Source organism: Sphingopyxis sp. 550B, from assembly GCF_057401805.1.
In genome coordinates this window covers 1,823,026-1,846,036 of the sequence record NZ_CM171610.1, presented here as the reverse complement: position 1 = coordinate 1,846,036, position 23,011 = coordinate 1,823,026, and the positions used below count along the sequence as shown (strand labels likewise).

23 protein-coding genes are annotated in these 23,011 nt (G+C 67.0%); 9 read left to right on the top strand and 14 right to left on the bottom strand.

All coding sequences use genetic code 11. The features are described from left to right. Positions 1-77: 77 nt before the first annotated feature. Together rimO and AC2S9W_RS08615 are read left to right on the top strand one after the other, a co-directional pair. Complete coding sequence (rimO, locus tag AC2S9W_RS08620; protein ID WP_486571911.1) at positions 78-1,448, top strand: 30S ribosomal protein S12 methylthiotransferase RimO; 1,371 nt, start codon at positions 78-80, stop codon at positions 1,446-1,448. 74 nt (positions 1,449-1,522) lie between these two features. Then, positions 1,523-3,004, top strand: a complete 1,482-nt coding sequence (locus tag AC2S9W_RS08615; protein ID WP_486571910.1) for a DUF4403 family protein — start codon at positions 1,523-1,525, stop codon at positions 3,002-3,004. Here AC2S9W_RS08615 and AC2S9W_RS08610 read toward each other — a convergent pair whose 3' ends face one another. The 6 genes from AC2S9W_RS08610 to AC2S9W_RS08585 form a co-directional block, all read right to left on the bottom strand. Then, entirely contained in the window at positions 3,005-3,370 is a 366-nt protein-coding gene (locus AC2S9W_RS08610) for a hypothetical protein (RefSeq protein ID WP_486571909.1), read from the bottom strand. It abuts the gene before it with no gap. Beyond that, complete coding sequence (locus AC2S9W_RS08605) at positions 3,367-3,762, bottom strand: hypothetical protein (protein WP_486571908.1); 396 nt, start codon at positions 3,760-3,762, stop codon at positions 3,367-3,369. The genes AC2S9W_RS08610 and AC2S9W_RS08605 overlap by 4 nt, the downstream gene beginning before the upstream one ends. A 71-nt stretch (positions 3,763-3,833) precedes the next feature. Then, on the bottom strand, positions 3,834-4,457 hold the full coding sequence (locus AC2S9W_RS08600; RefSeq protein WP_486571907.1) for a hypothetical protein: 624 nt from the start codon (positions 4,455-4,457) through the stop codon (positions 3,834-3,836). Between the two features lie 60 nt (positions 4,458-4,517). Then, positions 4,518-5,933 carry a hypothetical protein gene (locus AC2S9W_RS08595; RefSeq protein WP_486571906.1) on the bottom strand — a complete coding sequence of 472 codons (1,416 nt, stop codon included), beginning with the start codon at positions 5,931-5,933 and terminating at the stop codon, positions 4,518-4,520. Between the two features lie 312 nt (positions 5,934-6,245). After that, positions 6,246-7,361: a CsgG/HfaB family protein gene (locus tag AC2S9W_RS08590; RefSeq protein WP_486571905.1), complete on the bottom strand. Its 1,116-nt coding sequence runs from the start codon at positions 7,359-7,361 to the stop codon at positions 6,246-6,248. Continuing rightward, positions 7,358-7,819, bottom strand: coding sequence for a curli assembly protein CsgF (locus AC2S9W_RS08585; RefSeq protein ID WP_486571904.1), 462 nt, complete (start codon positions 7,817-7,819; stop codon positions 7,358-7,360). The genes AC2S9W_RS08590 and AC2S9W_RS08585 overlap by 4 nt, the downstream gene beginning before the upstream one ends. 321 nt (positions 7,820-8,140) lie before the next feature. Between AC2S9W_RS08585 and AC2S9W_RS08580 the strand changes: the two genes are divergently transcribed. Further along, complete coding sequence (locus AC2S9W_RS08580) at positions 8,141-8,776, top strand: response regulator transcription factor (protein ID WP_076074526.1); 636 nt, start codon at positions 8,141-8,143, stop codon at positions 8,774-8,776. A gap of 46 nt (positions 8,777-8,822) precedes the next feature. Here AC2S9W_RS08580 and AC2S9W_RS08575 read toward each other — a convergent pair whose 3' ends face one another. Both AC2S9W_RS08575 and AC2S9W_RS08570 read right to left on the bottom strand, forming a co-directional pair. After that, positions 8,823-9,836, bottom strand: a complete 1,014-nt coding sequence (locus tag AC2S9W_RS08575; protein ID WP_067181996.1) for an inorganic phosphate transporter — start codon at positions 9,834-9,836, stop codon at positions 8,823-8,825. Positions 9,837-10,009: 173 nt separating this feature from the next. Beyond that, entirely contained in the window at positions 10,010-11,134 is a 1,125-nt protein-coding gene (locus AC2S9W_RS08570; protein ID WP_169799626.1) for a DUF47 family protein, read from the bottom strand. Between the two features lie 191 nt (positions 11,135-11,325). On the opposite strand from AC2S9W_RS08570, the gene AC2S9W_RS08565 reads away from it, so the two are divergent. After that, a complete protein-coding gene (locus tag AC2S9W_RS08565) occupies positions 11,326-12,882 on the top strand; it encodes a flavin-containing monooxygenase (protein ID WP_486572069.1) in 1,557 nt (518 codons plus the stop codon). 13 nt (positions 12,883-12,895) lie between these two features. Here the strand turns inward: AC2S9W_RS08565 and AC2S9W_RS08560 are convergent, their stop codons facing one another. From AC2S9W_RS08560 to AC2S9W_RS08550, 3 genes are read right to left on the bottom strand one after another with little or no spacing between them, the layout of a single operon-like run. Then, the gene (locus AC2S9W_RS08560) at positions 12,896-13,078 is read right to left on the bottom strand and encodes a DUF3008 family protein (protein WP_067105667.1); all 183 of its coding nucleotides are present in this window, start codon (positions 13,076-13,078) and stop codon (positions 12,896-12,898) included. 40 nt (positions 13,079-13,118) lie between these two features. Next, the gene (locus AC2S9W_RS08555; RefSeq protein WP_082796928.1) at positions 13,119-14,054 is read right to left on the bottom strand and encodes a glucose 1-dehydrogenase; all 936 of its coding nucleotides are present in this window, start codon (positions 14,052-14,054) and stop codon (positions 13,119-13,121) included. A gap of 5 nt (positions 14,055-14,059) precedes the next feature. Further along, positions 14,060-14,902, bottom strand: a complete 843-nt coding sequence (locus tag AC2S9W_RS08550; RefSeq protein WP_067105669.1) for a DUF4163 domain-containing protein — start codon at positions 14,900-14,902, stop codon at positions 14,060-14,062. Positions 14,903-14,956: 54 nt separating this feature from the next. Here AC2S9W_RS08550 and AC2S9W_RS08545 point away from each other — a divergent pair, with 54 nt between their 5' ends. The 3 genes from AC2S9W_RS08545 to argC all read left to right on the top strand — a co-directional run bounded on the left by AC2S9W_RS08545 (position 14,957) and on the right by argC (position 18,318). Next, a complete protein-coding gene (locus AC2S9W_RS08545) occupies positions 14,957-16,360 on the top strand; it encodes a leucyl aminopeptidase family protein (protein ID WP_486571903.1) in 1,404 nt (467 codons plus the stop codon). 84 nt (positions 16,361-16,444) lie between these two features. Next, positions 16,445-17,395 (top strand): C40 family peptidase, encoded by a 951-nt coding sequence (locus AC2S9W_RS08540; protein WP_486571902.1) that lies wholly within the window; start codon positions 16,445-16,447, stop codon positions 17,393-17,395. After that, positions 17,392-18,318 (top strand): N-acetyl-gamma-glutamyl-phosphate reductase, encoded by a 927-nt coding sequence (gene argC / locus AC2S9W_RS08535; RefSeq protein ID WP_486571901.1) that lies wholly within the window; start codon positions 17,392-17,394, stop codon positions 18,316-18,318. The genes AC2S9W_RS08540 and argC overlap by 4 nt, the downstream gene beginning before the upstream one ends. A gap of 13 nt (positions 18,319-18,331) precedes the next feature. Here the strand turns inward: argC and AC2S9W_RS08530 are convergent, their stop codons facing one another. Further along, entirely contained in the window at positions 18,332-18,547 is a 216-nt protein-coding gene (locus AC2S9W_RS08530; protein WP_082796929.1) for a hypothetical protein, read from the bottom strand. A gap of 159 nt (positions 18,548-18,706) precedes the next feature. Between AC2S9W_RS08530 and AC2S9W_RS08525 the strand changes: the two genes are divergently transcribed. Further along, positions 18,707-20,047: a PQQ-dependent sugar dehydrogenase gene (locus AC2S9W_RS08525; protein ID WP_076074511.1), complete on the top strand. Its 1,341-nt coding sequence runs from the start codon at positions 18,707-18,709 to the stop codon at positions 20,045-20,047. Positions 20,048-20,314: 267 nt separating this feature from the next. On the opposite strand, the gene dnaN is transcribed toward AC2S9W_RS08525, so the two are convergent. Next, entirely contained in the window at positions 20,315-21,430 is a 1,116-nt protein-coding gene (gene dnaN / locus AC2S9W_RS08520) for a DNA polymerase III subunit beta (RefSeq protein WP_067105679.1), read from the bottom strand. 162 nt (positions 21,431-21,592) lie between these two features. Here dnaN and AC2S9W_RS08515 point away from each other — a divergent pair, with 162 nt between their 5' ends. Next, the gene (locus AC2S9W_RS08515; RefSeq protein ID WP_486571900.1) at positions 21,593-22,087 is read left to right on the top strand and encodes a hypothetical protein; all 495 of its coding nucleotides are present in this window, start codon (positions 21,593-21,595) and stop codon (positions 22,085-22,087) included. A gap of 19 nt (positions 22,088-22,106) precedes the next feature. Here the strand turns inward: AC2S9W_RS08515 and AC2S9W_RS08510 are convergent, their stop codons facing one another. Beyond that, complete coding sequence (locus AC2S9W_RS08510) at positions 22,107-22,790, bottom strand: hypothetical protein (protein WP_486571899.1); 684 nt, start codon at positions 22,788-22,790, stop codon at positions 22,107-22,109. Positions 22,791-23,011 lie beyond the last annotated feature (221 nt).

Below are 23,011 nucleotides of genomic sequence, written 5' to 3'. Positions count from 1 at the left end.
TTTCCTTCCTTTGCGCGGCCGCCCGATAGCGCCGCGCGTGACAAAGCCACAAAAATCGCATAAGGGCGCCGCCAATCATGCCAGTCAAGACCCTCCCCGCCCAGCCGAAAGTCGGCATGGTTTCGCTCGGCTGCCCGAAGGCGCTGGTCGACAGCGAACGCATCCTGACGAAATTGCGCGCCGACGGCTATGGCCTGTCGCCCGATTACGCCGGGGCCGACGTGGTGCTCGTCAACACCTGCGGCTTCCTCGACAGCGCGAAGGAGGAAAGCCTCGAGGCGATCGGCGAGGCGATGGCGGAGAACGGCCGCGTCATCGTCACCGGCTGCATGGGCAGCGAGGCCGACCTGATCCGCGCGCGCTTCCCGAAGGTGCTCGCGGTCACCGGCGCGCATCAATATGAGCAGGTGGTCGATGCGGTCCACGACGCCGCGCCGCCGACGCAGGGACCCTTCGTCGATCTGGTGCCGGAGGGCGGGCTCAAGCTGACCCCGCGCCACTACAGCTATCTGAAGATCAGCGAGGGCTGCAACCATAGCTGCGCTTTCTGCATCATCCCCGACCTGCGCGGCCGGCTGGTCAGTCGCCGCATCGACGCGGTGCTGCGCGAGGCGGAGAAGCTCGTCGCGGCGGGGACCAAGGAACTACTGGTGATCAGCCAGGACACCTCGGCCTATGGCGTCGATATCCGCCATGATCCGCGCGAGTGGAAGGGGCGCGAGGTGCGCGCGCACATGACCGATCTCGCGCGCGAACTCGGCCAGCTTCGGACGAGCGAAGGCCGCGCGCCGTGGGTGCGGCTGCACTATGTCTATCCCTATCCGCACGTCGATGCGGTGATCCCGCTGATGGCGGAAGGGCTGCTCACCCCCTATCTCGACATTCCCTTCCAGCATGCGAGCCCGAAGGTGCTGAAGGCGATGAAGCGCCCCGCGAACGAAGCGAAGGTGCTCGAACGGCTCGCGGCGTGGCGCGCGATCGCGCCCGACATCGCGGTGCGGTCGAGCTTCGTCGTCGGCTTCCCCGGCGAGACCGAGGAGGATTTCCGCTATCTGCTCGACTGGCTCGACGAGGCGCAGCTTGATCGCGTCGGCGCCTTCCGCTTCGAGCCCGTCGCTGGCGCGCAGGCGAACGCGCTGCCCGATCCGGTGCCGGAGGCGGTCAAGGAAGAGCGCTACCAGCGGATCATGGAAAAGACCGCCGCGATCAGCGCCGCGAAGCTCGCGGCGAAGGTCGGTCGCACCCTTCCCGTCATCATCGACGAGGTGGGCGAGGCCGACGAGGACGGCAGCATCGGCGCCACCGGCCGCAGCCAGGCCGACGCGCCGGAGATCGATGGCCATGTCTACCTTCGCGACGTCGCCGCAGGGCTGAAGGCGGGCGACATCGTCGACGTGCTGGTCGAGGACGCCGACGAGCATGACCTGTTCGGGGTCTTGACCGCCTGATTTCCGGGCGACATTTTTACGGGAACGCTTCGGCCCGGTCGGTGGTAGAACAGATATCGACCGGGGGCCGACACATGCGGATAGCACAGCGACTGCCATATCTGATCGTCATCGCGGCGGCGCTTGCCGGCTGCAAGGCGCAGACGGTCGCGGACATGGCGCCGCCCCGCGCCACCGACACCGCGCCGACGCCGAAGCAGACCTCGCTGGTCGCGGTGCCGATCGACGCCGACGCCGCGGCGCTGCGCACCGCGCTCGAACGCGCGGTGCCGCGCACGCTGTGGACGATCGACCGGCGCGAACCGAAGTGCGTGCCGCCGCAGGGCGTCAAGGTTTTCGGCAAGAAGGTGAAGGTCACGCCGCCGATCGCCTGCACCATCGTCGGGCAGGTGACGCGCGGCCCCCTGCGGCTGCGCGGCGAAGGGCAGGAGATCGTCGTCGACGTGCCGCTGAACGCGCGGGTCAGCGCACGCGACGTCGGCGGCGTCCTGAAAGGGGAGACTGCGACCGGATCGGCGATGGCGCACGCGCGCATCCGCGTCGAACTGACCCCCGACTGGCGGCTGCAGGGCAAGGCGCGCATCGCCTATGGCTGGACGAAACCACCGGGGGTCGACTTCCTCGGCCGGCGCATCACCTTCACCGACCAGGCCGACGCGAAGCTGAAGCCCGTCGTGCGCGATGTCGAGCGCGAGGTGAACCGGGAGATCGCCCGGGTCGACGTGAAGCGGCAGGCGGCCGACATCTGGCGGCGCAGTTTCACCACCCTCGAACTCAATCGCGAGAATCCGCCGGTGTGGATGCGCTTGACGCCGCAGCGCCTCCTCTATGGCGGCTATCGCGTCGACGGACAGCGCATCAAGCTGAACCTCGCGCTCGAGGCGATGACCGAAAGTTTCGTCGGTGAGCGCCCCGCCGACCCCGCGCCGACGGCGCTGCCGCGACTGGTGCACGAAACGCCGCGCCCGCACCTCGACGTGTTCGTGCCCGTCGTCGCCGATTATGCGGAGCTGGAACCCGTGATCCTGCGCGCGCTGGTCAAACGGTCGGCGCAGCCGTTCGAGGTTCCGAAGGTCGGGCCTGTGATCGCGAAGTTCGACAAGGTGACGGTCTATGGCGCGCCGGGCGGCCGCGTCGCGGTCGGCGTCTCGGTCGAAGCGCAGTCGCAGCGCATCCCGCAGGGGCCGACGCACGGCCGCATCTGGGCCACCGCGGTCCCGGTGAACGATCCGGGATCGGCCGAGGTCCGCTTTGCCGATCTGACAATTCTGGGCGACACCGACGGGATCGGGGGCGATCTGCTGCTGAAGCTTGGGCAAAGCCCTGGCTTCTCGACCCTGATCGCGTCCGCGCTGACGCAGAATTTCACCCGCGACGTGGAAGAACTGGAAGGCAAGATCCGCCGCGCGGTCGATCAGCGGCGCGAGGGCGATTTCGAGATTCGTACGACCGTCACGGGCTTCGAGACCGGCGAGATCAAGGCCTATGGCGCGGGCCTCTATCTGCCGGTCCGGATGCGCGGATCGGCCAGCATCGCCTATCGACCCGCCCGATAGTCAGCCTGCTACCGTCTCTTTGTGGAGAATGCGGCCCGCGCCGTCCGCGATCGTGAAGGTGACGCGCCACGGCACCTCGTCGGGGAAGCGCGTCCGGCCGAGGACATGGGGCTTCGCGCCGGCGACATAGCTCGCCGAATTGCGCGAGCGCGACTTGCCCGTCACCTCGACCGTATAGACATAGCGCTCGCCATGCCCCGGCCGGCCTTCGAGGGTCAGTTCGACATATCCCGCATGCCGTTCGGTCTGCAGCAGGATCGGTGAGGCGTCGCGAGATGTCATGGCGGTCGATCCCGAAGCGAGGAAAGCGGCAAGCGGTGCCACCAGAAATTGCGCCGCCCGCACCCAGGCGCTCCGCGGTTTCACCGGCGATTGCCCGGCTTGGGTGGCTGGACCGGCGGATCGGGCGGCCCGATCGGCAGCTGGTCGGAATCGGCGCCGAATATCCCTTCGGACCCCGGAAACTGATTCAGGAACCGCGCCAGCATGTCGGGGCCGATCTCGCGCGCGATCAATTCGGGTGTGGGCTGCTGGCCGCGGCGGCGTATCACTTCCCAAGCCGTCGCGACCTCCCGATACAGTTCCGCGCGCGGATGCTCCACCGTCAGCTTTTCCAGACTGCCTTCGGGACCGCTGTCGTCGCGCGGCAGGTCGATCGTGTCCGGCAGTTGCTCGACGGCAACGCTCGTGGATTTGCGGGCGTCGACCTGTTCGACCCGATCGCCGCCCTTTTCGCGGGGCGGGCCGATCTGGCTCACCGTGGTCGCCTCGCCTCCGCTCGGCGGCGGTTCCGCGGCCGGAGCGGCCAGAAGCAAGGCAAGCGCGATGATCAACGGCTTCCCGTCTGGGTGATGCCGATCGAGGCACCGCCCTCCTGAAGGATCTGCAGGATCAGGCCCGTGCCGATCTGATCGATGGCGGCCAGATTGTCGTTCCCCTGCTGGGTCAGGTCGAGCGCGTTCCCCGCGCCGGTCTGCGTCAGCATGGCGATATTGCCGATCCCATCCTGAAGCAGGCCGATATGGTTGGCCGCGCCGGCGTCCGCCTGCTGGGTCACCAGCGCGCTGTTCGCCTGGCCGGATTGCCATATGCTCACGATATTGCTGCCCCCTGGCGCGCCGGACTGGCGAACGCCGACGGTGCCGTCGCTCCCCTCCATCGCCAGCGTGACGGCGGCCAGCGCATCGCCCTGCTGGTCGATGCCGGCCCGAAGCGCGTCGCCGGTCAGCGTGAGGTCGGCGGCCGCATGAGGGGCATCCTGCGTCACGTCGACGCCGCCGGCGGAGCCGATCTGCTCGATCGTCACGCTCTGGCCAGGATGCTGGCCCTGCGCAACAGCGGCCGAAAGGCCGGTCCCCGACTGGTCGATCGTCGCGGTGGACTGGGCCATGGCGACGCCCGGCCCGGCCGACAAGGCCCCGGCGGCGAGAAGCCATAGATCACGGCGTTTCATCGGACTTCTCCAATAAAAAGTCCCCGGAGGGCGCCCTGGGGCGTCCTCCGGGGCGCGGGGTCACTGTGCGACGTTCGCCACGTTGAACGATCCCGACTGAAGAACGGTCGAGACGTTTCCGTTGGTGAGTTGCGTCACATTCGCGGTGTTGTTGTTGCCGCTCTGATCGACCGACGAAGTGTTGCCCGAACCAAATTGCAGGACGAGCGCATATTGCGAGTTGCCTGCCTGGGTCACGGTCGAGCTGTTGTTGTCGGCATACTGGCCGACGCCGGCATAGCTGCCGCTGCCGGTCTGGAGGATCGACGAGCTGTCGAAATTGCCCGTCTGCTCGTTGACCGCGACATGGTTGTCGCCATCCTGGTCGATCGACGACGTGCCGTCATTGCCATACTGGTAGATCGCCGCAGAGAAATTCTCCGTCGGCGGGCTATCCTCGCGCTGGATGATGCTGCCCGTATTGCGGTTGCCGACCTGATAGACCAGGGCGTCGCTGTCCTCGGACCGCTGGACGATCGATGCGTCATTGTCGTCGCCGGCAAGCTGCCAGACATAGGCGACCGAACGGTTGCCGTGGTTCAGCACGCTCGACACGCTGTTCGTGCCCCACTGCAGGACCTCCGCATAACCGTCGTTGGCCCGCTGGAAGACTTCGGAGTCGTTGCCGTCCCCGGACTGGTCGACATAGACCGACGAATTGATCGGCCGGATGCCGCCCGGCGACGTCTGGTCGACAAGGCTGCTGTTGCCGTTGCCCGACTGGTCGACGGTCGCCAGCACCGATTCGCCGTCCTGGACGATGTCGGAGCTGTTGCCGTCGCCGCTCTGGTTGACGTCGGCGTCGTCATCGGTTCCGGTTTGCAGGACGGTCGAGAAATTGTCGGCCCCGCTCTGCACGACATAGGCCTCGCCGACGTCACCGATCTGATCGACCGTGCTGTCGTTCCGCAGCCCGGTCTGCGTCACCTCGGCGATCTGGCTGCCGGTGCCGCCCTGGTTGATCATGCTGTTGTTGCCGTAGCTGTCGTCGGTCAGCGCCGCCGTCGCATCGCCCTGAACCACCGTCGCGCTGTTGCCGTCGCTGGTCTGGTTGATCGTCGACGACTGCCAGTCGTCGACCTGCGTCACGTCGGCATTATTGTTGTTGCCCGACTGATTGACGAACGACTCGGTCTGGATCGCGATGGTCGACGTGTCCTGCGATACCGTGGCGACATTATTGTCGCCGGACTGGTCGACCTCCGACACGTTGATCGGGGTCGAACCCGATCCGTCGTCGGCCTGGGTGACGTTGGCGAGGTTGTTGGCGCCGCTCTGGGTGACCAGCGAATCGCCGCCGTCCAGCGAACCCGTCTGGTCGACATTGGCGGTATTGCCGGTGTTCGACTGGTTGACGGTGCTGACCGATTGGGCGAGCGCCGGTCCGGCGATTGCTAGCGCGAGAACCGAAGCCGCGCTCATCATCATCTTCTTCATCTTCCTGCTCCTTGGCTTTTGCGGCCAGCGATGCGCCGCCGCAATACAAAGGCCGGATCCGTTGCGTCATCCAGCGCCGGCCCCGCTGGTTGCCGACGGGAAGAGAGAACGCGGTCGGTGCGGCGGCCACGGGGGGATCGGCGCCGCCGCACCTTGCGATTCCGCCGCGGCTGCGATATGAAGCCGGACGGACGCTCGCGTCTGGCGAGGTTTCCCGTAAACCTTGCCAAGTCCGGTCTCGTCGGCATCGCGATGCCAATCAGAGTGTCGACGAGACCGCCTTTCGTGCCCGGACGATCCGGGCGATTCCTTCTATTCCCCTCCCTTGTTCGGCTGGACCGTGACGTTCGTCGTATCCAGCGTGTTGAGCGTCGGTATGGGCGGCGCGGGTTGCCCCGGCGCCGGCCCGCTCGGGCGTGCCGCCGGCTGCGCGGGCCGCACCGAAAGCTGCGGCGCATCGCCGCGATGCACCGGCGCCGCCGGCGCGCGGGCCTGGACATAGCCGGGCGTGCACGCGCCGGTGATCGTGCTTCCGTCGGTGCGGCGCACCAGTTCGACCGCCTCGGGTTCGATATTGTCGCGGCGCGCATAATATTGGCGGAGCAGCTTTTCGCTGAACTCCGGCTGCGTCGACATGCACCACAGATCGCGCCCCGCGCCTTCGATGATCAGGCCGTAGACCGCGGATTCGATCGCCTGCTGTAGCGCGAGGGCGTCGGGCTCATTGGTCGCAACGCCGCCTTCCAGTTCGAGCAGGTCCTTGAACGCGACATAGCGGAAGGCATTGGCGTCGAGCCCGATCGACGCGATCGACTTGCGTACGCTGACGGTCAGCAGCACCTCGCCCGTCTTCACGCTGACGGCACGGAGATAGACGGTCACCGTATCCTCGCGATATTTGGTGCTGCCGCCGATGCCCAGGAACCGCGCGCCGATACCACCCGACTTGGTGTTGGTGTCATATCCGATGATGCCACCTTCCAGGATGACGCCCGCGAAAAGCAGCGGGGGAAGCGCCTGGCGATTGAGTTTCGTCTCTCCCAGGTAGGACGCCCGCATCTCGCGGATCACGGCGCGCTCGCGCAGCAGATTGTCGAGGCGCTCGCGCTCGATGACGGTGAACCAGCGCCCGCGCCCCGATTCCTGCAGTGCCTTGACCAGAATCGAGGTCGCGCCCTGCGTGACCGCGCGCGACAGCGTCTGGACCCCTTCGGTGGGTTTGAACTGGCCCGTCTGATCGGCGAAATTATAGACCGCGACCGAGATATTGTCGCCGGGTGCCGGCAGGCTCTGCAAGGTGTGGGTCGCGGGGGTCGGCAGCACCGGCTGCGGCGCCGACCAGCTCGCTCCGTCGTTCACGGCGCACGCGCAGAGCAGCGTCGTGGCCGCCGCTACGACGGCGGTGCGAAGACGCAGGGGAGAGGTCATTCGCCCGGTCCCGTCAGGCCGCCGTCCTCGCTGCCTTGCAGCAGCGGGATGACGATCTCGGTCACGCTGCCGTCGGCATTGTTGGTGATCGTCAACGTGACCGAATCAAGGCCGCGGACGAAGGAAATCTCCTGGTCCCCGAACTGGATCAGGCCGCTGTCCTGCGCGTTCTCGCCAAAGATGATATCGGTGATCTGGGTGGCCAGAGACGACAGCAGGCGGCTTTGCAGCGTGCGCAGGAACTGCTGCGCCGGATCGGTCGAGGTGACGGCGTTCGGGTCCTTATATTTGTTCTGCGCGGAGGCGATGCCCAGAAGGTGGGCGGAATTGAAGGGGTTGCCGCCGAACGAGGGATTGACGGGCGTGTAGACGATGTCCTGCGCGTGCCCCGCCGCCGGCATCAGCACGGCACACGCCCCCAGCGCCGCTGGCGCGGCCCATTTCGCCCGGAAAATCATGGCACGTCCTCCGCCTGCTATCCCCGCCGCAAATTCGCGACCCGCCTACCGGTCGCCCGGAAAGCGTTTGAGGCTCGGGGTGCTTCGGCCAACCGCCCGTTATCGCGACGTGGAGAGCCGAAACATTTGTCGCGGCAGCCGATTGGCAACCGCCGAAGTGGATGACGCTATGCCAGCTTGGGCGAGTCGCCTACCCGTACCACTACGGATGGTGGCTTTACGGGTAGATGGCTAAGGGAGTAATAGGCCAAAGACGTCATACGAGGTCGCCCGACGAAGTTTCGAAAGCAAATCATCGAACAACGGTTGGGAGTTAGGGAGATGAAACACGACCTGGTCCATGTCGTTGACGACGACGAGGCCGTTCGCAACACGCTCTCCCTCCTGCTTCACGCCAATGGCTACCGGGTGCGGCCATGGTCCAGCGGCGAGGCGATGCTGGCGAACGATTTCGACAGCGAGCCGGCCTGTGTGCTGATCGACCTGCGCGCGCCGACCGCGGCGGACCTCGACCTTCTGGAAGCGATCAACCGGCGCGGCACGATGGTCGCGACGATCATCCTTTCGGAGCAGGCGGATGTTCGAACCGCCGTCGCCGCCCTGCAACGCGGCGCCGCCAATTTCATCGCGATGCCGGCCGAAAGCGAATTGCTGCTGAACGGCATCCGCGACGTTCTCGGCTCGCTGCACAATCGGCAGGCGGCGGACGCGCGGCGCCGCGACGCAATCGCCCAGCTCGGCAAGCTATCGCCGAGGGAGCTCGAGGTGCTGTATGGCGTCGCCAGCGGCAAGCAGAACAAGGTCATTGCGCTAGAACTGGGGATCAGCCCCCGTACGGTGGAGGTCTATCGCGCGAACATCATGGAGAAGATGAACTGCAGGACCCTCGCCGGAATATTGAGGATCGCCTTCATCGCCGGACTGCTGGAGGACAACGTTATCGCGGGCGCCGCCTGATGGTGGCGGCACGGGTCGTGCGAGACCGGCGATAGCGGCTCCGCGATCAGAAAAGCCGCGTCAACGAATAGAAGATCGCTGCGACCACCGCGCTCGCGGGAATGGTGATGAACCAGGCGACGACGACGTTGCTCGCGACGCCCCAGCGCACCGCGCTCGCGCGGCGGGCGACGCCCGCGCCGATGACGCTGCCGGTGATGGTGTGCGTCGTCGACACCGGGATACCGAACCAGCTTGCCGCGAACACCATGATCGACCCGCCGGTCGAGGCGGCAAAACCCTGGTGGTGCGACAGCTTGGTGATGCGCCCGCCCATCGTCTCGATAATCTTCCACCCGCCCGACAGCGTGCCGAGCGCGATCGCGATATAGCAGCTGATCGCGACCCAGTGCGGCACGTGGAATTCGCCGTCCAGATAACCGGTCGAATAGAGCAGCACCGCGATGATCCCCATCGTCTTCTGGGCGTCGTTGAGCCCGTGGCTGATCGAATAGGCGGCCGAGGAGAAGAGGTGGAGGCGGCGAAAGCTCTTTTCGGCGAATTTCGCGGTCGCGCGGCGCAGCGCCCAGCTGCTCGCGAGCATGACCAGCATCGCCAGCAGCATGCCGAGCATCGGCGACAGGAAGATGGCGATCACGGTCTTGTTGAGCCCCGACCACTGGATGCCTTCGAAGCCCGCATGCGCGACGCCCGCCCCGACGATGCCGCCGACCAGCGCGTGGCTCGACGAGGAAGGAATGCCTTTGATCCAGGTGACGATGTTCCAGAACATCGCACCGACCAGCGCGCCGAACACGACCGCGGGCGTCACCAGATTCTTGTCGATCAGTCCGGCCCCGATCGTCTCCGCGACCCGGTGCAGTTCGGGGAAGCTGATCGACAGGAAATAGGCCGCAAAGTTGAAGAAGGCGGCGAACATCACCGCCTGCACCGGCCGCAGCAGGCGCGTGGCGACCACCGTCGCAATGCTGTTCGCGGCGTCGTGCAGCCCGTTCAGGAAGTCGAACGCCAAAGCGAGCAGGATCAGCCCGGCGAGAAGGGGAAAGGCCAGTTCGTGCATGGGCCTATCCGTCCAGTGCCAGAGAGCCGTTCGTGTCGAGCGAAGGCGGGACACCCCCCGACCCCGTACGGTCCCGATGGGCATCTCGACATCGTTTATCCTGAGCGCCTGCAAGGCAGCCGAAGGGCTCGATGCGAACGCGATTTTTCATGCCGGGCATGTCTTCCGTCCGCTCACGCGTGATCGATGACCAGGCCATCGATCTCGTTCGCGACGTCCTCGAAGCGGTCGACGACGCGTTCGAGATGGCTGTAAAGCTCGCGCGCGATCATGAAATGGATGGTGTTCGTCGCGCCATGTTCCTTGAACAGGCGGCGGAGGCCCGCGTCGTGGATCTCGTCGGCATGCCCCTCCATGCGGACGAGCCGCTCGGTCAGTTCGTGCAGGCGCGCGCCGTTGGCGGCGACGTTGCGCAGCAGCGGCAGCGCCTCGACCGTAAGCCGCGCCGCATCGACGATGATCGCGGCGATGTCGCACATCTCGGGCTCGAACGTCTTGACGTCGTAGAGGTCGATGGCGCCGGCGGTCTTCTGCATCTCGTCGATCGCATCGTCCATCGAGGCGATGAGGTCGGTGATCGCGCTGCGGTCGAAGGGGGTCAGGAAGGTGCGGCGCACCGTCTGCAGGACCTCGCGCGTAATCTCGTCGGCGTCATGCTCGCGCTCGACAATCTCCTGGACGTGATCGGCCATCCCCTCGCCGCCCTGCAGCAGCCGCGCGAGCGCCTCGGCGCCCGCCGCCAATGTCGCCGCATGCGCCTCGAACAGGTCGAAGAAATTGCCCTGCCTCGGCAGCAGGCGCTGGAACCAGGCAAACATGCGATTGACCCCTGTCTTTTCGGCCACGTGGAACATGAACCCCGACCGCTGCGCCGCGGCGCGAAAGCCGCTGTCCCCGAACGACCGGATCAGCGCCTGAAGGTCGGGCTCGTCGACCGACGCCGCCGCCGCGTCGAAGGGGAACCAGCGCCGTTCGCGCTCGTCCATTTCCTTCCATTCGTCGAGTTCGCGCGTCACCGCGAGCGGAAACACCTCGACATCGTACATGATCGCCGCGCCGTTCGGGCGGCGCTTGCGGTATTGGAAGCTGCCGATCGGCGTCGGACAGACTGCGCCGACCACCCCGGCCTCCTCCTCCGCCTCGACCGCGGCGGAGGCGTGCCGTTCCATGCCGTTCAGCGGATTGCCCTTCGGGATCACCCAGCGCCCGGTCCCGCGTGAGGTGATCAGCAGAATCTCGGTCGGGCCGTCCATGCCTGGCCCGCCGAATCGATAGGGAAGGACAGCGATCTGCCGCATGTCGTCGGCGTTTACCCCTTGCGGTCCGCGCAAGCGAACCCGTGATTGCGAATTGGTGACGCCCCTATGACAATATTGTGACAGCGGCAATGGCGCATGGTGTCGAGCCCGGTTTCCGTACCCGTCAATTCGATTGCAAAATGCAACGCTGTGCGTAAGCTGTTTGCCAAAGACGAACGGGAGACGACATGATGGCTGGCAGCGCGACCCTCGATCGCAGCGAACGGACGGCGGCCGCCCCCGTCGATCAGGATGTGCTGATCGTCGGCGCGGGCATCTCCGGCATCGGCATGGCCGTGCATCTTCAGATGAACTGTCCCGACCGCAGCTTCGCGCTTGTCGAGCGGCGCGCGAATCTGGGCGGCACCTGGGATCTGTTCCGCTATCCCGGCATCCGCTCGGACAGCGACATGCACACGCTGGGGTTCATCTTCGAACCGTGGAAGCATGAAAAGTCGATCGCCGACGGTCCGTCGATCCTCGCCTATTTGAACCGCATCGTCGACGAGCGCCATATCCGCGACCATATCCGCTTCAACCGCAAGGTGGTCGGCGCCGACTGGAGCAGCGCCGAGGGGCGCTGGACCGTAACGCTGGAGGATGACGCGGGAGCGACCACGACGACGACCGCGCGCTGGCTCTATCTCGGCTCCGGCTATTACGACTATGACGAGCCCTATGACGCGCATTTCCCGGGGCGCGAGGATTTCGCGGGCCAGATCGTCCATCCGCAATTCTGGCCGAAGGATTTCGACTATGCGGGCAAGAAGGTGGTGGTGATCGGGTCGGGCGCGACCGCCGTGACCATTGTTCCGTCGATGACCGAAAGAGGCGACGGCAAGGGCGCGGCACATGTGACGATGCTCCAGCGCACGCCGACCTGGTACGCGATCCGTCCGGCGAAGGACGGGATCGCCAATTTCCTGCGCAAGATCCTGCCCGAAAAGCTCGCCTACAGCATCACGCGCTTCAAGAATATCCGCCTGCAGGACATCGTGTTCCGCCGCGCGCGCGAAAATCCCGAGAAGGTCGCCGATTTCCTGACCAAGAAGCTTAAGCAGGCGCTCGGCGACAAATATGATCCGGTCGCTTTCACCCCGCCCTACAATCCATGGGACCAGCGCCTGTGCCTCGTCCCCGACGCCGATTTCTTCGAGGCGATGAAGGCCGGACAGGCATCGGTCGTCACCGATCATATCGAGCGCTTCGACCGGACCGGCATCCAGCTCAAATCGGGCGGGCACCTCGACGCCGACATCATCATCACCGCGACGGGCCTCAAGCTCGCGGTCGCGGGCAAGATTCCGGTGCGCGTCGATGGCGAGACCGTCGATTGGAGCCAGCATTTCTACTACAAGGCGTGCATGTTCTCGAACGTGCCGAACTTTGCGGCGGTGTTCGGCTATCTCAACGCGAGCTGGACGCTGCGCGCCGACCTCGTTTCCGAATATGTCTGCCGCGTCCTCAACCATATGCGCGATACCGACACCACGGTCGCGACGCCGGTGCTCGAAGACCCGTCGACGCTGGTCGAGGACGACATCTTCGACTTCTCGTCGGGCTATATCCAGCGCGCGCTACACATCATGCCGAAAAGCGCGGTCGACATGCCTTGGCGGCTCAGCCAGAATTATGTGCGCGACCGCGTCGACATGCGTACGGGCACGATCGCCGACGGCATCCTGACCTTCGGCCACGCGCGCAAGGCGGCGGCATCGCCGCCGGCGGAACTGGAGGCGGCCGAGTAATAGGCCACCGCCGTCAATCGATGTGCTCGGGCTTGCCCTTGCGCGCGCCCTTGGCAAGCTCTTCGAGCTGCTTTTCGCTCATGCTGTCGACCATCTCGCGCGAAGCGCCCTTCAGGTCGGACTTAGGGGTGTCGCCGCGCTTGGCGCTGAGCGCGGCGCCGGCGGCTTTCTGCTGAGCCTTGGATCTGGCTGGCATGACCTGTCTCCTATCTGCCCCCGCTATCCGTTAGCGCCCCCTATCCGTTAACGATCGTCCCACCGTTGGGATGCAACACCTGGCCCGACATATAGCTGCTGTCGTCGCAGGCAAGGAACAGGAAGCAGGGCGCCACCTCATTGGGTTCGCCCGGCCGCTGCATCGGCGTGCTCTCCCCAAAATGCGCGACCTTGTCGGCGGGGGCGCCGCCGCGCGGGTTCAGCGGGGTCCAGATCGGCCCCGGCGCCACCGCGTTGACTCGAATTCCCTTCGCCACCAGATTCTCGCTCAACGACCGCGTGAAGGCGGTGATCGCCCCCTTGGTCGCGCTGTAGTCCAGCAAGCCCGGCGAACCCTGGTACATCGTCACGCTGGTGCAATTGACGATCGCCGCGCCCTTGCGCAGATGCGGCAGCGCCGCCTGCACGAGGTAGAACATGCCGAAGATGTTGGTCGCAAAGGTGCGCTGAAGCTGGTCGGGGTCAATGTCGCGGATGTCCTCCGCCGGATGCTGTTCCCCCGCATTGTTGACGAGTATGTCGAGCCGCCCGAAGCGCTCGATCGTCCGCTCGACGATCTTCGCGCCCGCCGCGGGCTTGCCGACATCGGCCTTGACCGCGATCGCGCGGCGCCCCTCGCCCTCGACGATCGCGACGCTGTCCGCGGCGTCCGCCTTGTTGTCCTTGTAGACGATCGCGATGTCAGCGCCCTCGCGCGCGAAAAGCGCACAGACCGCGCGGCCGATGCCGCTGTCGCCGCCGGTGACGATGGCGACCTTGCCGTCGAGCCGGCCCGATCCCGGATAGCGCGGTTCCCACCGGGGCGGGCGGTCGAGGTCGGATTCGCGGTCGCTGGGCGGATCGGCGATCGTCTTCGCCTTACCGACCGCCTTTTCGAGCTTCGCCGCCGCGCGCTTCTTGCCGCGCTTCTCGGTGGGGATTTCGCCGACCTTGCCGGCCTTGGGCTGCTTGGCCATCGTCGCTATCCTCGTGTCGCCGGGCGGAAATCGCCGCGATATTCGGGCTTGAGCGCGTGGATCAGCGCCGCCGACATCGGCAGGTCGATCCTGTAGCTGCCCTCGACATAGGGACCTACTTCATAGGGACCGATCCCGATCGTCAGCCGGTCAAGCTTCTTCCCGTCGGACGAGCCGAGCCAGATCGTCTGCGCCGACGCCACCGGGCATTTTCCGAAAACGCTGTCGGTATCGCGGTTCCATTCGACGCCGCGCGCGGCCTTGGCGCGCTCGACGCCGGCGCACAGGTCGTCGTTCGCCGCCTTGTCGAACGCCGCGCCGCTCGTGAACATGTCGAGCGGCTTCAGCCGCGTCGCCTTGTTACGGTCCCACACCAGCGTGTCGAAGCTCTGCATCCCGTGCGCGCCGCCCATATAGGTCCCGATCTCGGCCGACAGGCTCAGGAAGCGCGGCGTATCGGTGACGCGCTGCCAGCTCTGGAGGTGGCTGTGCGCGTGATAGGGAAACCCCTCCTTGGCCGCCGCCGCCCGGTCGCGCTCGGCCGCCGCGACCAGCGCCGCGCGCTGGACCGCGCGGTCGTTGTCGAGCCATGCCGCAAGCCCCGCAATGCGCGCCGCCTCGACCGGATAGCTGTACGCGAATTCGATGAGGTCGGTCTTTTCCTCGACCTTGGAGGCTGTCGCTTCCTTCGCCGCGACATCGGCGGCACCGTTCAGCGGCGCGCCCGGGACCGACGCCGCGGCCTCCTTTTCGGCGCGGGTCGGCGCGGCCTTTTCCGAACAGCCGGCGACAAGCAGCGCGCCCATGCACAGGAGCGCCGCGGAGCGATGGGGGAATATCCTCGTCATGCGCCAACAACGCCGGGAATCGACAAAGTTTCCCTATCGGCCTAGCACGACCGCATGTTCGATTATTCCGATCTGATCCAGCCCGACAAGGAGCAGGACGCCCGCACCATCCATCTGGTCGACAAGACAAGTTATGACGATTGGCTGAAGGGGCGCAACGCCCGCGAACGCACTGCCCTCGCCGCCGCCGGCTACAAACCCGACGGCTACGCCCACGCCATTCTGCCCGGCGACGATGCCGAAAGCTGGTCGGTGGTGACCGCGGTCGCCAATGTCGACAGCCTGTCGGCCTGGTGCCTCGCCAAGCTGGCGCAAACGCTGCCCGAAGGCCGCTACCGCGTCGAAGGCCGCCAGCCCGGCAAGGCGCTGTTCGGCTGGCTGAGCGGACAATATCGCTTCGACACCTATCGTTCGAAGGCCGAAGCACGCGGGGGCCGCGTGCTGCTGACCACCGACGTCGCGGCGATCGCGCCGGTCGTCGCCGAGATGCGCGGCGTCGCGCTGGTCCGCGATCTCGTCAACACCCCCGCCGCCGACATGGGTCCCGCCGCGCTCGAAGCGGCGGCCGAGCGCATCGCCAGGGCGCATGGCGGAACGCTCACGGTGACGAAGGGCGAAGCGCTCGAACAGGGCTATCCGATGATCCACGCGGTCGGCCGCGCCGCCGCGCGCCACCATGCGCCGCGCCTGATCGAGATCGTCTGGGGCAAGGAAGATCATCCGCGCATCGCGCTGGTCGGCAAGGGGATCGCCTTCGACAGCGGCGGGCTCGACATCAAGCCCGCGGCGGGGATGCGGCTGATGAAGAAGGACATGGGCGGTGCCGCGCACGTTCTCGCGCTCGCCGAGCTCGTCATGGCGACCGGCCTCCCCGTCCGCCTGCATTGCCTCGTCGCGGCGGCGGAGAACGCCATATCGGCCGACGCCTTTCGCCCCGGCGATGTGCTGCGCAGCCGCAAGGGGCTGACGATCGAGATCGGCAACACCGATGCCGAGGGGCGGCTCGTGCTCGCCGATGCGCTGGCGAAAGCGGGCGAGGACACTCCCGAACTGGTCGTCGACTTCGCGACGCTGACCGGCGCCGCGCGCGTCGCGCTCGGTCCCGATCTTCCGGCGCTCTATGCGAATGACGACGTGCTTGCCGACGAACTGCTAAAGGGCGGCGTCGAGCGCGACGATCCGCTGTGGCGGATGCCGCTGTGGGACGGCTATGCAGACCTTCTCGAAACCGACATCGCCGACCTCGGCAATGCCGGGACGTCGGCGTTCGCGGGGTCGATCACCGCCGCGCTGTTCCTCAAGCGCTTCGTTCCCGAAGGTGCGGCCTGGGCGCATTTCGACACCTTCGCGTGGCGCCCGTCGGCGAAGCCCGGACGGCCGAAGGGCGGCGCGGCGCTTGGGCTGCGCGCGGCCTGGGCGATGCTGCAAGGACGCTACGACCGGCGCGGCAAGGCCTGAACATCCTTGATAAAGCGCGTCCCGCTGGTCTAATGGCGCGCGATTGTCCGTCCCGGCGGACCTCATCCATTTTCAGGACGGCTAGTGAAAGCAGAGATTGGCGATAAATCCGCGGCGAGCCGGGTACGCATGGGGCGCCCCGGCGCGGCCGGTGCGGGCCGCGACCGCTTCGCCCTCGCTGGAACGTCGCAGCCGTTCGACCCCCGCGTCGTCGCGATCCGCCCCGACCTCGCCGACATCGCGGTCGCCGGCCACTATTTCGCCCCGCACTATGCCGCGCCGATGATGCGGAGCTGCGTGCTTCCGGCGACGGCGCTGCGCGCCGACCCGGCGCCCGACGCCCGGCAGACGAGCGAGTTGCTGTTCGGCGAGGCCTTCGCGCTGCTCGACCTCACCGGCGGCTGGGCGTGGGGCTACAGCCTTGCCGATCATTATGTCGGCTATCTCGCCGCCGAAGCGCTCGGCGCGCCGATCGCCCCGACCCACCGCGTCACGGCCGCCGAGGCGATCCTGCACAGCGCGCCCGACGCCGCCAGCGGCGGATCGGCCATCCTGCCGCGCGGCGCGCTGGTCATGGGCGAGGAGCAGGGCGAATGGCTCGCGACGCCGCACGGCTTTCTGCCCCGCGCCGCGCTGGTCGAAGCGGACGGCCGCGGCGACGATCCAGCCGGCATAGCCGAAGCGCTGGTCGGCGCACCCTATCTGTGGGGCGGCCGCACCGCAAAGGGCATCGACTGCTCAGGGCTCGTCCAACTGGCCTGGAGCGCGGCGGGCGTTCCGCTTCCGCGCGACAGCGACCTGCAGTTCGCGGCGCTCGGCCCCGACAGGGCGGTCGATCCGGCCGCTCTCGCGCGCGGCGACCTCGTCTTCTTTCCCGGCCATGTCGGCATCATGACGGACCCCGAAACGATCGTCCATGCAAGCCGGCATTGGGGCGCGGTCAAGGCGGAGCCGCTCGCCGAGCTGGTCGCGCGCGTCGCGGCCGAAGGCAAGGATCCGCCGATCATCGGCGCCCGGCGGCCGGGGCAGGCATGACACACACGGTCTTCATCGACGGCGCCGCCGGAACCACCGGCCTCGAGATCGCCGAGCGGCTCGCGGGGCGGGCCGAATTCACTCTGCTCACGCTCGACGATGCGCGGCGCAAGGACGCGGCGGCACGGCGCGAGGCGCTGAACGCCGCCAATTTCGTCATCCTCTGTCTGCCCGACGACGCGGCGCGGCAGGCGGTGGCGATGATCGACAACGACCGCACGCGCGTGATCGACGCCTCGACCGCGCACCGCGTCGCCCCGGGCTGGATCTACGGCTTTCCGGAGGTCAGCGGCCATGACGCGGTCGCGCAGGCCGCGCGCGTCTCCAACCCCGGCTGCTATTCGACCGGCTTCATCGCGCTCGTCGCGCCGCTCGTCCGCGCGGGTCTGCTGCCCGCCGACTGGCCCTATATCTGTCATGCGGTCAGCGGCTATTCGGGCGGCGGCAAAGCGCTGATTGAGCGGTTCGAGGCAGACCGCGACATCGCATGGCGCGGCTATGCGCTGGCGCTCGGCCACAAGCATGTGCCGGAAATGCAGGCGCGCTGCGGTCTGGCTGTCGCCCCGCTCTTCTCGCCCGCCGTCGTCCCCGCGCATCGCGGCATGGTGGTCGAGGTGCCGCTGCCGCTCGCGGCGATGCCCGGCGCCGCCTCGCCCGACGCGCTGCGCGCCGCGCTCGCCGATCATTATGCGGGCAGCGCGGTCGTCGCGATGGGCACGGCGCCCGAAAGCGGTGAAATGCTGCTGCGCGCCTCGGACGGCGGCAGCGACCGACTCGATCTGCTCGTATTCGCCAACGCCGATGCCGGTCAGGTCCGGCTCGTCGCGCGCCTCGACAATCTGGGCAAGGGCGCCAGCGGCGCCTGCATCCAGAACCTCAACATCATGGCGGGTTTGCCCGAGACTGCGGGGCTGCGCCTGTAAAGCGTCGCCGCGCTCAGTGAACGGTATCGAGCGGAGCCTCGATCGACAGATAGGTGATCAGCCGCTCGATCTGCCGCCAGCGCGCGAAATGGACGTGGTTGCCCAGCACGCGATATTGCTCGGCGCGCGCCGCCGCGGCGAAGCCCGCTTCCTCGCCATGATCGCGGATCAGCGCATCGGCTTCGTCGACCGCCGTGCGGTCGGCCAGGAAAGGTGCGGGCAGCTGCATGGAAACCCCGATCCGTTGCATCGAACCCGCCGTCTAGCGCGGCCGCATCACCGCGCCGTTCCCAACCGTGATGAACGATCCGGTAAGGTTAACGGGCACGTTCCGTCCCGCCCGCGTTTCGCGCTTTGCCGCGGCGAAGCGCCGGTGTAGACAGGCGCCATGCGCAAGATCGTCAAATATGCCGCCCTCGTCCTGCTGTTGATCCTGATCGCCGGCGGCATCGTCCTCTACATCCTGTCGCGCCCCGACGTGGCGCGCTTCTCGACCGCCGAACTCAGCGGCCGGGTGCCGGTGATGGCCTCGCAGCATCCCGAGAGCTTTCCGACGATGAACGTCCCCGAGGCGACGAGCTGGTCGGCCGGCGAAGCACCGCGGGCTGCCGAAGGCCTGACCGTCGCGCGCTTCGCCGACGGGCTCGACCACCCGCGCGCGATGCTGGTGCTGCCCAATGGCGACGTGCTGGTCGCCGAGGCGCAGAGCCCGCCGCGCGAGGATGGCGGGATCGAAGGCAAGGTGATGAAATCGCTGATGGGCAAGGCGGGTGCCGGCGGCGTGTCGGCAAACCGCATCACGCTGCTGCGCGACGCCGACGGTGACGGCAAGGCGGAAGTGCGCAGCGCCTATATCACCGGCCTCAACTCGCCTTACGGCATGGCGCTGGTGAAGGATACGCTCTACGTCGCCAACACCGACGCCATTCTCGCCTTCCCCTATGTCGAGGGCGCGACCAAGATGGCGGGCCAGGCGAAGAAGATCGCCGACCTGCCCGCAAAGGGCACCAACCGCCACTGGACGAAAAGCCTCGCCGCGGCGCCCAATGGCTGGCTCTATGTCGGCGTCGGCGCCGACAGCAACATCGGCGAAAAGGGCATGGCGAACGAGGTGAAGCGTGCCTCGGTGCTCGAGGTGCGGCCGGAGAACGGCTATGTGCGGACGTTCGCCGCGGGCATCCGCAATCCCGTCGGCCTCGCCTTCTATCCTGGCAGCGACCAGCTCTGGACCGTGGTCAACGAACGCGACATGCTGGGCAGCGACCTCGTTCCCGACTATCTGGCCGAGATCGACGAAGGCGATTTCTATGGCTGGCCCTGGTATTATTGGGGCGGCTACATCGATCCGCGCGTTGCGCCGCCCGAGGAGGATCAGCGCCAATATACCAAGCGCCCCGCCTATGGCCTCGGCGCGCATGTCGCGCCGCTGGGGATGACCTTCACCCAGGGACTCGACCTTGGCGAGCGCTGGGCGAACGGCGTGCTGGTCGCGCGCCACGGATCGTGGAACCGCGAACCCGCGACGGGCTATGACGTCGTCTTCGTCCGGTTCGGCACCAACAAGCGCCCCGCCGACGCGCTGCCCGTCATCCTCCTCGACCGCTTCCTCGCCGCCGACGGCAAGACGACGCGCGGCCGCCCCGCCGACGTCAAAGTCGCGAAAGACGGCAGCGCGCTGGTTGCCGACGACACTGGCGGCGTGATCTGGCGGATCGCGAAGGCGGGATGACGACAAGTCCTGCGTCACTCGCAGGGTTCAGCGGTAACGACGAAGCCATCCATGACGCGATGACTTGGACGGACTTCCATGTCCGTTCGTGTCGAGCGTAGTCGAGACACCCATCAACCTGGTGCAATGCTTACGGGTGTCTCGACTACGCTCGACACGAACGGGACGATGGATCGAATTCAGCCGATACCATGGATCAGCGCCAACATCATCGCCGCCATGCTCCTGCGGCCGAAGCTCAAGGCAGCGTTTTCACGCCCCGCGGCATCACACCCGCATCGGCATCAGCACATAGAGCGCCGGGCTTTTCTCGCTTTCGCGGATCAGCGTCGGCGCATTGGCATCGGCGAGATGCAGTTCGACCGTGTCGCCATCGACCTGCCCCAATATGTCGCTGAGGTAGCGGGCGTTGAAGCCGATCTCCAGCGGCTCGCTGTCGTATCCGGCGGGCAGTTCCTCGGCCGCAGTGCCGTTTTCGGGGCTGGTCACCGACAGGGTGATGCGATCCTTGTCGAGCCCGACCTTCACCGCGCGCGTCTTTTCGCTCGCGATCGTCGACACGCGGTCGACGCCCTGAAACAGGCTCTTGGGATCGACCTTCAGCAGCTTGTCGTTCGCGGTCGGGATGACGCGGCTATAGTCGGGGAAAGTGCCGTCGATCAGCTTCGACGTCAGCACCGCATGGCCGAGCTGGAAGCGGATCTTGGTCGCCGACAGGCTGACCTCGACATTGCCCTCGGCCTCGTCGAGCAGCTTGCGGATCTCGCCGACGCATTTGCGCGGCACAATCACGTCGGGCATCGCGCTCGCACCGTCGGGCCGCGTCACCGTATAGCGCGCGAGGCGGTGGCCGTCGGTCGCCGCGGCCTTCAGCACCGGCCCGCTCGCATCCTCCGCGACGTGCAGGAAGATGCCGTTGAGATAATAGCGCGTTTCCTCGGTCGAGATGGCGAAGCGCGTCTTGTCGATGATCTGGATCAGCTCGGCGACGGGCAGCTCGAAGCTGGTCGGCAGGTCGCCCTCGGCGATCACCGGAAAATCATCGCGCGGCAGCGTCGGCAGATTGAAGTTCGAGCGGCCCGCCTTGACCTGCATCTTGCCATCGGCGGCGGCGAGGCTGACCTCAGCCCCCTCGGGCAGCTTGCGTGCGATCTCGAACAGCGTGTGCGCCGACACGGTCGTCGTGCCGGGCGTTTCGACCTTCGCGGCGACGGTCTCGACGACCTGGAGGTCGAGGTCGGTCGCCATGAGTTTCAGCTGTCCGCTGGCGTCGGCTTCGATCAGGACGTTCGACAGGATCGGAATGGTATTGCGCCGTTCGACCACCGACTGGACGTGGCCGAGGCTCTTCAGAAGCACTGCGCGTTCGATCGTCGCTTTCATTCTTGTCCGCCATCCTGTGTCTTGCGGGAGAAGTCCCTCGCGGGGGCGGGCGATTCGGCGCCCCGATTCCCTGCCCCCGAAAATGCCAACCTTCCTTACCGAACGCATCGCGCCGCGCAACCCAATGCTTGCAAAGCCGAGCGTTTCGCGCAATCGGACCGGATGCGCCCGGCGCTTTTCCTCCTCCTGCTTGCGGCGCTGCCGGCCGCCGCCTGGGCGTCCCCGCGCACCGCGCTCGGCGTCTTCGACGGCTGGGGCGCCTTCCGCGAGGCCGCTACACCGCGCTGCTACGCCATCGCCGCGCCCGCGGCGACGATCGGCACGCCCCGCACAAAGGCCTATGCCAGCGTCGGCTATTGGCCCAAGGCGCGCATCCGCGGCCAATTCTATGTCCGCCTGTCGAAACCGCGCGGCGCCAACCGCGAATTGCGGCTGACCGTCGGCAGCCGCCGCTTCATCCTCACCGGCAACGGCCTCCATGGCTGGGCAAGCGACGCCCGCATGGACGCCGCGATCATCGCCGCGATGCGTTCGGCCCCGAGCATGAGCGTCGAGAGCGGCACCGAAAGCGGCGGCGCGATCGCCGACACCTACCGCCTGCGCGGCGCGGCGACCGCGATCGACGCGGCGGCGCTGGGATGCGCGCGGGCGGGATAGCGCCTTCGCTGCGCCGCGCCTACTTCCGCGCCGCCTTCGCCTCCGGCGCCAGCGTTTCGACGACCTCGCCCGCCGCGTTGAGGAATTCGATCGCGCCATAGCCTTCGGGGGTCACCGTCAGCCGCACCCGCGCTCGGTCCTCCGCATCGGCAAGCGCTACCGATGGCGTGCCGTCCGCCGCAACGTCCAGCTTGATCCGGGTCGAGGTCGCCACGCCGGGAACCAGACGATTTCCCAGCGCCGGCTCGCGAAGCAGCGGCGGTGCCTGGTTGATCGAGAAGCTCACCGCGCCGTCGGGCGCGACACGCCAGCCGATGGCATCCTGCGCCGGATGGTCGAGCGCCAGCACCGCCATGCTGCCGTCCGGCAGGTCGGCGACGCCGAACCCGCCCCGCTCGCTACCCCTGGCATCGTAGAGGATCAATCCCGACACGTCGAACACCCGTTTGTACTGGATGCCGTCGATTATCGGCGCCGGCGTGTCGGCGGCCAGGGTCATGCGGATCGTTCCGTCGTCTCCAACGATGTCGATTCGCTTTGCGGTAATGCGCTCGTGATCGACCGATTCGACGCGCACGGCGGGATCGCGATCGGCGATGATCTTCTCGAGCGTCTCGATCGAAGGCGCCGCCGGCCGGGCGATCACGGGCGCCGCGGCCAGGAATCCGGCGAGAAGCAAGGGAAGAGCATATCGCGGGGGCATGATGGTATCTCGCAGAAAAGAGGGGAGGAACCGATGGAAACGACCCGATCGGCGGGCCCTTATCCTTGCCCGGTGGCGGCCAGAACCGTCAAGCATTCGCTCCCTTTTCTTCCGAGCGGATGGATCGTTACGCCGACCGATACGGATTCGACAGATTGTTGCGATGACGCTTGCCCCCACCCGCTTCTTTGCGCATGATCGCGGATGACTGCCGGGGACGC

Bases quoted from the DNA above. Each gene is read 5' to 3' on its own strand.
- AC2S9W_RS08570 (WP_169799626.1), bottom strand. From the start codon at position 11,134: ATGCGGCAGATCGCTGTCCTTCCCTATCGATTCGGCGGGCCAGGCATG.
- AC2S9W_RS08595 (WP_486571906.1), bottom strand. From the start codon at position 5,933: ATGAAGAAGATGATGATGAGCGCGGCTTCGGTTCTCGCGCTAGCAATC.
- rimO (WP_486571911.1), top strand. From the start codon at position 78: ATGCCAGTCAAGACCCTCCCCGCCCAGCCGAAAGTCGGCATGGTTTCG.
- dnaN (WP_067105679.1), bottom strand. From the start codon at position 21,430: ATGAAAGCGACGATCGAACGCGCAGTGCTTCTGAAGAGCCTCGGCCAC.
- AC2S9W_RS08510 (WP_486571899.1), bottom strand. From the start codon at position 22,790: ATGCCCCCGCGATATGCTCTTCCCTTGCTTCTCGCCGGATTCCTGGCC.
- AC2S9W_RS08515 (WP_486571900.1), top strand. From the start codon at position 21,593: ATGCGCCCGGCGCTTTTCCTCCTCCTGCTTGCGGCGCTGCCGGCCGCC.
- AC2S9W_RS08615 (WP_486571910.1), top strand. From the start codon at position 1,523: ATGCGGATAGCACAGCGACTGCCATATCTGATCGTCATCGCGGCGGCG.
- argC (WP_486571901.1), top strand. From the start codon at position 17,392: ATGACACACACGGTCTTCATCGACGGCGCCGCCGGAACCACCGGCCTC.
- AC2S9W_RS08590 (WP_486571905.1), bottom strand. From the start codon at position 7,361: ATGACCTCTCCCCTGCGTCTTCGCACCGCCGTCGTAGCGGCGGCCACG.
- AC2S9W_RS08560 (WP_067105667.1), bottom strand. From the start codon at position 13,078: ATGCCAGCCAGATCCAAGGCTCAGCAGAAAGCCGCCGGCGCCGCGCTC.
- AC2S9W_RS08585 (WP_486571904.1), bottom strand. From the start codon at position 7,819: ATGATTTTCCGGGCGAAATGGGCCGCGCCAGCGGCGCTGGGGGCGTGT.
- AC2S9W_RS08580 (WP_076074526.1), top strand. From the start codon at position 8,141: ATGAAACACGACCTGGTCCATGTCGTTGACGACGACGAGGCCGTTCGC.
- AC2S9W_RS08530 (WP_082796929.1), bottom strand. From the start codon at position 18,547: ATGCAGCTGCCCGCACCTTTCCTGGCCGACCGCACGGCGGTCGACGAA.
- AC2S9W_RS08555 (WP_082796928.1), bottom strand. From the start codon at position 14,054: ATGGCCAAGCAGCCCAAGGCCGGCAAGGTCGGCGAAATCCCCACCGAG.
- AC2S9W_RS08565 (WP_486572069.1), top strand. From the start codon at position 11,326: ATGGCTGGCAGCGCGACCCTCGATCGCAGCGAACGGACGGCGGCCGCC.
- AC2S9W_RS08550 (WP_067105669.1), bottom strand. From the start codon at position 14,902: ATGACGAGGATATTCCCCCATCGCTCCGCGGCGCTCCTGTGCATGGGC.
- AC2S9W_RS08575 (WP_067181996.1), bottom strand. From the start codon at position 9,836: ATGCACGAACTGGCCTTTCCCCTTCTCGCCGGGCTGATCCTGCTCGCT.
- AC2S9W_RS08525 (WP_076074511.1), top strand. From the start codon at position 18,707: ATGCGCAAGATCGTCAAATATGCCGCCCTCGTCCTGCTGTTGATCCTG.
- AC2S9W_RS08600 (WP_486571907.1), bottom strand. From the start codon at position 4,457: ATGAAACGCCGTGATCTATGGCTTCTCGCCGCCGGGGCCTTGTCGGCC.
- AC2S9W_RS08545 (WP_486571903.1), top strand. From the start codon at position 14,957: ATGTTCGATTATTCCGATCTGATCCAGCCCGACAAGGAGCAGGACGCC.